The 7,984-nt window shown below is 50.7% G+C and carries 5 protein-coding genes; 3 read left to right on the plus strand and 2 right to left on the minus strand.

The genetic code is table 11. From position 1 onward, the window contains the following. From EYQ01_01120 to EYQ01_01130, 3 genes are all read left to right on the plus strand, one after another. On the plus strand, positions 1-598 hold a 598-nt coding region (locus tag EYQ01_01120; protein HIE64417.1), incomplete at its 5' end, for a CRTAC1 family protein. Between the two features lie 188 nt (positions 599-786). After that, on the plus strand, positions 787-1,920 hold the full coding sequence (locus EYQ01_01125) for an esterase family protein (protein HIE64418.1): 1,134 nt from the start codon (positions 787-789) through the stop codon (positions 1,918-1,920). Positions 1,921-2,210: 290 nt separating this feature from the next. Continuing rightward, positions 2,211-3,140, plus strand: coding sequence for a hypothetical protein (locus EYQ01_01130; GenBank protein ID HIE64419.1), 930 nt, complete (start codon positions 2,211-2,213; stop codon positions 3,138-3,140). Positions 3,141-3,348: 208 nt separating this feature from the next. Here EYQ01_01130 and EYQ01_01135 read toward each other — a convergent pair whose 3' ends face one another. Continuing rightward, a complete protein-coding gene (locus EYQ01_01135; protein ID HIE64420.1) occupies positions 3,349-5,337 on the minus strand; it encodes a hypothetical protein in 1,989 nt (662 codons plus the stop codon). Between the two features lie 82 nt (positions 5,338-5,419). Next, a complete protein-coding gene (locus EYQ01_01140) occupies positions 5,420-7,762 on the minus strand; it encodes a hypothetical protein (protein ID HIE64421.1) in 2,343 nt (780 codons plus the stop codon). Between the last annotated feature and the right edge of the window lie 222 nt (positions 7,763-7,984).

Here is a 7,984-nt window from a genome sequence, read left to right on the forward strand (position 1 = left end):
ACCCGTGGAGGTCCAGTTGTCACCGGCTTTCGGCATCACCTCTGCTGATTGGAACGGCGATGGAAATCAGGACCTATTCATAGCTCAGAATTTTTCAGCATCCCATCCTTGGACTCCACGGAACGATGCGGGATTCGGAGCATTGCTGATCGGCAACGGCAAAGGGGGATTTCAAGCAATGAGCGCGGAGCAATCCGGGATCAGAATCTTCGGAGACATGCGTGGAACGGCATCCTGTGACTTCAATCAGGATGGCAGAATGGATCTGGCAATCTCTCAGAATGGAGGAGAAACAAAGTTGTTCCAAAACTTGAGCGAGCATGGCGGAATTCGAATCCGGTTGAAGGGCCCTCTTCAGAATCCGCATGGCTTCGGGGCATCGATCCGAATCCGGGAAGAGGGTCAGTTAGGGTCCGCAACGGAAACCCATGCCGGATCGGGTTACTGGTCACAGGACAGTCCGATTCCTGTTCTGTTTCCATCGGACAGCCCTTCAAAAAAAGTATTGCAGGTCCGTTGGCCGGGAGGAAAAGTAACCCGGGTTGAGTTTACAGGATTACCCAAAGAGTTGGAGATTTCTTTCTCAGAAAACCTATAATCAGGGATTCGGTGTGCCACCAACTTCTCCGGGATACCTGTGCGTTCCTTCTGAAGCTGGCCGCGGTGAGACCGATTTTGGTTTATAGGAACGCCCCCCCCATATCCGGGATCGACACCCTAAGCTTCAAGGTAATATATTTTCTTTAGGCTCGACAGATCGGCTACGGGTAAAGAAGTATTTGAGGCATGGTTAATCCTCGTCACTTCTTTTTATTTTTCATCACTCTGGCAATTCTCTCCACAGGCCTATTTGTGAATGGGCAAAGCAGGGTAATATCCCCTGAAGTCCATGAAGACCGTCGGGTGACTTTCCGACTACGGGCTCCACAGGCTGAATCGGTGAGCCTGCGTGGAATCCAGGGGCGACAGGCCATGTCAAAAGATGAGGACGGAATCTGGAGTCTTACTTTGGGCCCTTTGGAGCCCGAGATTTATTCCTATAGATATTGGGTTGATGAAGCCTCAGTGATTGATCCGGTGAATCGGAATGTTAAAAAATGGTTCGATCTAAACAGCTTGGTCGAAGTGCCCGGCAATCCTCCATTAATTCATGAACTACAGGAGGTATCCCACGGAATTCTGCATCATCATACTTATGCATCAAAATCTGCAGAACGACAACGTGGTGTCTTTATCTACACACCTCCCGGATATTCTGATCATCCCAAACAACGCTATCCAGTTCTTTTTCTCCTGCATGGATTCGGTGACGATGAATCTGCCTGGAACGAGGTGGGCAGAGCCCATTGGATCACCGACAATCTGATCGCAGTCGGAGAAATAAAACCAATGGTCATCGTTATGCCATACGGTCATCCGGTTCCAGTTTCCTCGCGTAGCCGATATGAGGATTATTCGCCACGGAACAATCAGCTCATGGAAAAGGATCTATTCAATGATCTGATACCGTTGATCGAAAAACATTACCGGGTTTCGGCTTCAAAAGATAAACGTGCCATCGTCGGCTTGTCGATGGGCGGGGGACACTCACTTGGAATCGGACTGAGGAATTTTGATCAGTTTGCCTGGATCGGCGGTTTCAGCTCAGCCCCCCCTCAAGGCACCTTGGAAAAACAATTCAGTCGCCTCAGCTCAAATGTCAACGAGGCCAACGATACGATCCGGCTATTATGGATTGGATGTGGCCGCGATGATTTCCTATTCGAACGTAACAATCAATTTATCGAACGCTTGAAAACAAAAAAGGTAAAGCATGTTTACCATGTTTCAGAAGGAGGTCACAGTTGGGATGTCTGGAGAAAATATCTCACTGTTTTCCTTCAGAAAATTTTTATTACTGTGGACAGCTCGACCCCATGAAGAGTTGACACCTCATCATGAGTTCCGTTTTTCCTTAGCAATACGGAGCTTTTAGTATAAAACACCCTTCTTGCGCCCCACTTACGCACCACTTTTGACCGAAAAATTCCCAATCACATCCTGAAAGGCCTGATAAAAATATATCATGCAGGGACGGTAACGGCTCCAGATACAAGATTGTCTGGCAAACTCCCAACGGAAAAAAGCAGTGCTACAGAAAGTCACTGAAGGACGCGAAGTCGGAAGCGGAAACTCTCAAGCGAAAGGTCAAAAGCGGATCAACCGATAATGTGGTTCTGGATCCGGTTGAACAGGCTGATTACAGGGCAGCATTGAAAGCACTCAAGACAAGCGGAACCGGCCTCCGTGTAGCCGCTGAAGAGCACGCCAAAGCAATTGAAATCCTCGGAGGAAACCTCGTCCTTGAAGCGGCTCGCTTTTACGCCAAGCGGAACATTCACACTCTACCTAAAATCACCGTAACGGAAGCCTGTCAGACGTTCATTGATTCCATCGACCGCGTTCCATACCGAAAGTTAATCAGAACCAATCTCAAGCGATTCTCCGAAAGTTTCCACATCGACTTGAAAATGGTTCAATCCCCCGACATTGATGATTTCATCCGGAATCTGAAGCTTTCTGAGAGAACCAAAAAGAACACCAGAATGGCTGTTGCCGCCCTGTTCTCTTTCGGTGTAAGCCGAGGGTGGATCCCGCGTGACCACGATGTTATGAACGGCGTTCGCAGTTACGGCGACGGTGACGGCGAGGTCCTAATTTATTCCGTAGCAGAAATGGAAAAACTCATGCACTTCGCAAGGCCGGAAATGGTTCATTGGTTGGCAATCGCCGCCTTCGCGGGTCTTCGCCACGCTGAGATTCAACGTTTAGATTGGTCCGACATCGATGACGAATTCATCACGGTAGGCAAAGCGAAGTCAAAAACAAGAACTCGGAGACTCGTTCCTGTCGCTGGCAATCTCAAGACTTGGCTGAAGCCGTTCTGGAAACCGTCCGGGCCGGTGTCGCAGTTTTCTATTGTGTGTGACCAACTCGAGAAAGTCTCTAAGTCCTCAGGAATCAAGTGGAAGAAAAACGGTTTGCGGCACAGCTACATCTCGTATCGACTTGCGAAAACCCAAGACGTGAACGCGGTTGCTATTGAGGCCGGAAACAGCCCAGCAATTATCTTTGTGGGTGCTTCCTTCATTAAGTGTTAAACACCATGACGTAAATTGCTTGAAATGAATAGGTTGCATCGAGTTTTAACGCTGAACTGAACTATTCCGTCAAAATACCCACCTTAACTGCCTTGTCATGAATAACTTATCGCTTGTCTTGTAACAGTTGATGGCGTAAGCACCGTTTTTTTGGCTCAATACGGATTTACACATCCGACCTTTACAGTTGATTGCGGCAGCACCTCTGCTACTGGGAAATGACACGAAAGAATTCGGTTGCCTGATCCGCTTCTTTTGTGTGGCTGGTGCCATTTGACGAAACATCGTTCCAGGGGCCAGTTACATTATCTGAGCTTTGAAGCGTTCCTCCAGCGACGTCCCAGGAAAGGGTGATCTGACCGGTAGCCGATGCCGCGGTGAGTGTTGCCGGGGGAAGACTTGTCACCGGCTCTGCAGGCAACAACATCAGGTAGTTGAGGTCGACGTTCTCATCTGCATTTTCGGCGGTAATGCGAAGGGTCTGTTCCCCGCCTAATTCAACAACGGCTATACGACCATTTTCGTCCGTCAGCTGAAAGAATTTATAGCTGCCGCCTGTCGACTGAATATCGAACGATCCTAAAGAAGTTACATTCTGGTTGGAGGAGACGGGAGAATCGACCAAGCCGATCGAAAGATCCTGTTCTGCACGGGCACGGGCTCTGAGGAGAATCTGGTAGGTTCCGGCTTCAATGGTCCGGGTGTAATTGTACCATTCTCCGGTGTTCACGCGGTCGACTTGAAAGTCATCGAAAGTAAGATCGAATTCAGCGAATTCAGTGAACTTGGATCTCAGTTTTTCGTCGGCTTTCCAGGTGTCCACCTGTTCTTCCCGATCAAATCCCGCTCCGTAACGATAGGCATTGGCTAGGAAATCATTTTCATCGGCATTGTCTGCATTGCTGTCATTGGCATCGACACCCTGAGTGCTGATTCGATCGAAGTAGCATAAATCTGTGGCGCCTCCGATATCGGCGCAGATAATCGGATTATCGAAGAATCCACCGCCGCCGAAATTAAAATCTTCGGCTTCGATGGTGAAGTTGTTTTCGGAGATGGTGTCGAATGAGAATTCGAAGGAGTAAGTGCGGCCTTGGCTGTCTGTGGCTCCAATGCTCCCGTTGTAAACCTTGTTCTCTTCGAGTCCGGTATAGGTTCCGGTCCATTCGGTGTCCGATCCTGTAATGGTTGCTTCGGCAATAATGTTTTTGCCGTTTAAGGTGAGGGTGACGTCATCTCGATTCACGGTTGAATCGCCCTGAGGCCGGATGGAGAACTCAATAGGGGTGGCCGCATCCAGGAGTTCTTCACCTTCAATGTTATTAGTGATTTCGACTGAAGGGGGACCATCAACGCCCTGACCATCAAAAAGAGCCTGGATTTCTTCAAGGCTCAAGGCCCGGCTGTAGAGACGAAAATCATCGAGGCGGGCTTCCGAGGTTCGGGCGGCGTTGATATTGGGAAAATAGCCGCCACCGATCGTCAAGGGGACCGCTCCTTCGTCCGGATTGATATTGGTTTCCACCGGATTGCCCACACCGCCATTTTTCGATTCAAGCTGGAGGTCTACGTATTGATCGAAGTCACCCACCGCGGCGAGGATTCCGTCACCGTTTGAATCCACGGTGGGATCGAACACGGAGATAATGTGATGCCAAACTCCGTCATTTACCGGATAGAGATCTGACCAATTGTTGCCGCCCTGATTTTCGGTCCGAATATTTTGTAACACATTGCCGTCGGCGTCGGTCTTGCCATTCAATTTCACATGGATGCGTTGTCGTGGGGCGTTAATCCCCCAGCCGATCAGGGCGCCGATGGCGCTGGAATTGGCGGCGTCCCATTCGGTTTTAATCCAGAAGGAAACGGTCCGTGGCTCAGCGCCCCCGATGCCGAAATACTCAAAGGGTGAGTGCAGCATGTAAGTGGTGTCGAATAACACCGAACCACCGAATTTGCCGCCCGACCAATCGATGAGTGCGCCCGGGAAAATATCTTCGGCCGGAACGGCTTCGCGTTCGTTTCCGGAAGAGTCAGCCGCGACGTTTCCGTTCCCCCGGTCAAAAGCCCAGTGAACTTCGAGGCCATCGGTGAGATTGACTTGAGCTTGCGCGGGTATGGCAAATGCGAGAAGAGTGAATGCAAGCAGTTTAAGTGAGGAAGTGAGTATTTTTTTCATATCGATCAAGTAGAACATTATAGTAAGCTCAGACCTCAGTAAAAGTCATTTTTTGGTGAAAAACAATCGCAGGTTTATTTCCTTGAGAATGCACCCAAAATCAATCTTGTTTTTGAAGAGTCACCTTCAACTCAGAACGGTCGGCCAGGCGCATGATCAGCTTGCGAGAGCTCTCATCGGGCAACACCAGTTGATGTGCATTGAGCTCTTCAAAAACTTTGGAGATGACTCGCCGCAATTGAGGAGAAAAGCTCACCTGAGGCATGATGTTGACCACGATCGAATCGGTAGTGACTTCCAGCACTCCGGCCGATTGCGTTAGTTGGCGGAACTGATCGTGGTCATCCCGGTAATTATCGTAGGCTTTCTTGAAGGAGGCCAGTGCCCGATAAAACACGTTGCGCGCAATCACTCGCAGGTGATCCATCAGGCGTTTCTTAGCCGGATCCATCCGCACCTTTTTTTGATCAATGCACTGTTCCAATCGCGATTGAGTCTTCTCCACGCTTTGGGATTGTTCCTCCAGTCGGGCCAGTTCCCGGCTGAAATGCTCAATCTGTTGACTCAGTTTTTTGTGATTGTTTTTGCATCGAGTTTGTTTGCTCCGTAACCGACCCAATTGCTTCTTGTCCTCTGGGGTCAAGGGCGGCTTTGATTCCCTCTGCTTGATCAGTTTCTCGCATTGGAGGGCCTCATGATCGCCTTTGGCTTGGCGCAACAAAAGCCGTGATTGCCTGGATTTGATTTGTCGACGTTGTGTTTGCAGGGCTTTGAGTTGAGAGCTGCACACTTGCCGGTCTTCTACCGATTGGCGCAACTCTTCGTAGGGAATGATCCCGTAACTGGTGATCTGATTGATCCCAAAGTGTTTGTCCAGATATTTAAAATCATTCTCCTGGAGCCAGCGCGAGAAGATCAACACGATGATTTCCTTGGCCTCCCGTTGCAGATCATCGCTCAGGATGGCCACTTGAATGGTGCGTCCTTTCGGGTTGATTGCCTGTACCACGATTTGGCGAAGTCGTGTATTTCCGGGCCGGCAGCGATCCCAATATTCGAAGTGATAACTACGCAGATCTGTGGACCGATTGCGTGCCCTTTGAATCACCATCCGGCCGCTTAAACCCTCCACCGGCGGCCAACTCATCGCTTGGAATCCCTTATCCCAGGTGATCAGGTGCGTGGCCGGATCGGCCAGCACCTTTTCAAAAACTCCGCTCCCGAAAATTCCGCGATCGATCACCCAAGTCAGCACCCTTTGCGCCGGCCACTGCATCGTGAGGCGACACCGCCGGACCACATCGAAAAACCGCTGGCGTAAATCTTCGAAATTGTCGGTGGTTTCAAAGTATAGCGGCTCTCCCGCTGCGGTGTGAATGAAATCACTGTGCATGGCTTTGTCCGCCCAACGGATCGAAGCGATCCATCCTTTCAGGACGTTCTGCTCGCCGGTGTAGTGCTTGGTATGGGGATCAAAATAGAAGTCACTCTGGCCATTGGCCTCAATCCACTGAGCATTGAACCGGGCCAAGGCGTCGAAATGGGCCTCCGTAGCAATCCGGTCCAACTCCTGGCGCTGGGGATGGGGAAAACGCACCACGCTGCCCAACAGTCGCGACATATCCTGCCAGTTCAGGAATTTGGTTTGTTCGATGTTCACCGCTCCCAGGAGCAAACTGGCCAACCATTGCTTGAACAAGGGCTGGGGCGGATCCACTGCCTGAGCCACCGCGACCAATGCCGGCGCAAGTACCAGCAATCCGGCGTGATCGCACCAGTGGTTTTTGGGGGCACTTTCCAGCAACGACGGCCCGGAAATTTCGGCTGAGCACTGAGATAACTGCGGGGGTTGCGTTGAGGAACAATCGCAGACCGTCTCCCCGGGTTTGTCGTCAACTTCTTGATTATCAAAGGAGTTTTGGGGTTCTTCAGGGAGATCGTCTGCGGTTGTTACCTGGCCCCGTTTCAATTGGCCTACCAGGGGACGAAGCGTTTCATTGGACAAACTTACCTTGAAGACGCTCTGAATCTCCCGGCGCAACCGACCGCTAATCCCATAGGTTCCTCCACGACTTAATTCGGGCCACCGCATCCTCACGTAAGCCTCGATTGAAGCCGTCAGCTTTCGTCCACGTCCCGATAACTGGCGCACCATTTCTTCGGCGTCTGAACAGCAGATCGCCGCAGCCCAGCCTCGGATCGTTTTCGGATCGACACCGAAGGTCTCGCTTAAGACCTTGCGATTGGTCCCGGAGTTGTAGAGCCGTCCCACCAGCATCTTGAAGTTGGGAGACTGCCTGTCTGCCGAGACAACCTCCAATAGTTCAAAGCCATAGTACACATGCAATTGCTCCTCGTCGTCGGCATAAACCGTGAAGACGGGGTTGCCTCGGTCCAGTCCAAGAATCATCTGGGCGGTATGGGGAAGGGATTCAGCACTCATCGCAAACCCATACTATCATTTTGGTTCACCACGAAAAGTCCTTCCCGCTACTTTCCTAAACCTCACTCCAATTCCTCGGACACCGTGGTGCGCCCGAAACTTCGCAAATTCAGCGTGGAAATGTCCTTCAAATCACGGCAATTCCGGGGATTTAATCCTGCGATTGTTTGTTGATGATTAGGGACTTTTTCCTGAGGTCTGAAGCTCGTGCACATTGTGCGG

This window comes from Candidatus Manganitrophaceae bacterium (genome assembly GCA_012960925.1).
Taxonomy (GTDB): Bacteria; Nitrospirota; Nitrospiria; order SBBL01; family JAADHI01; genus DUAG01.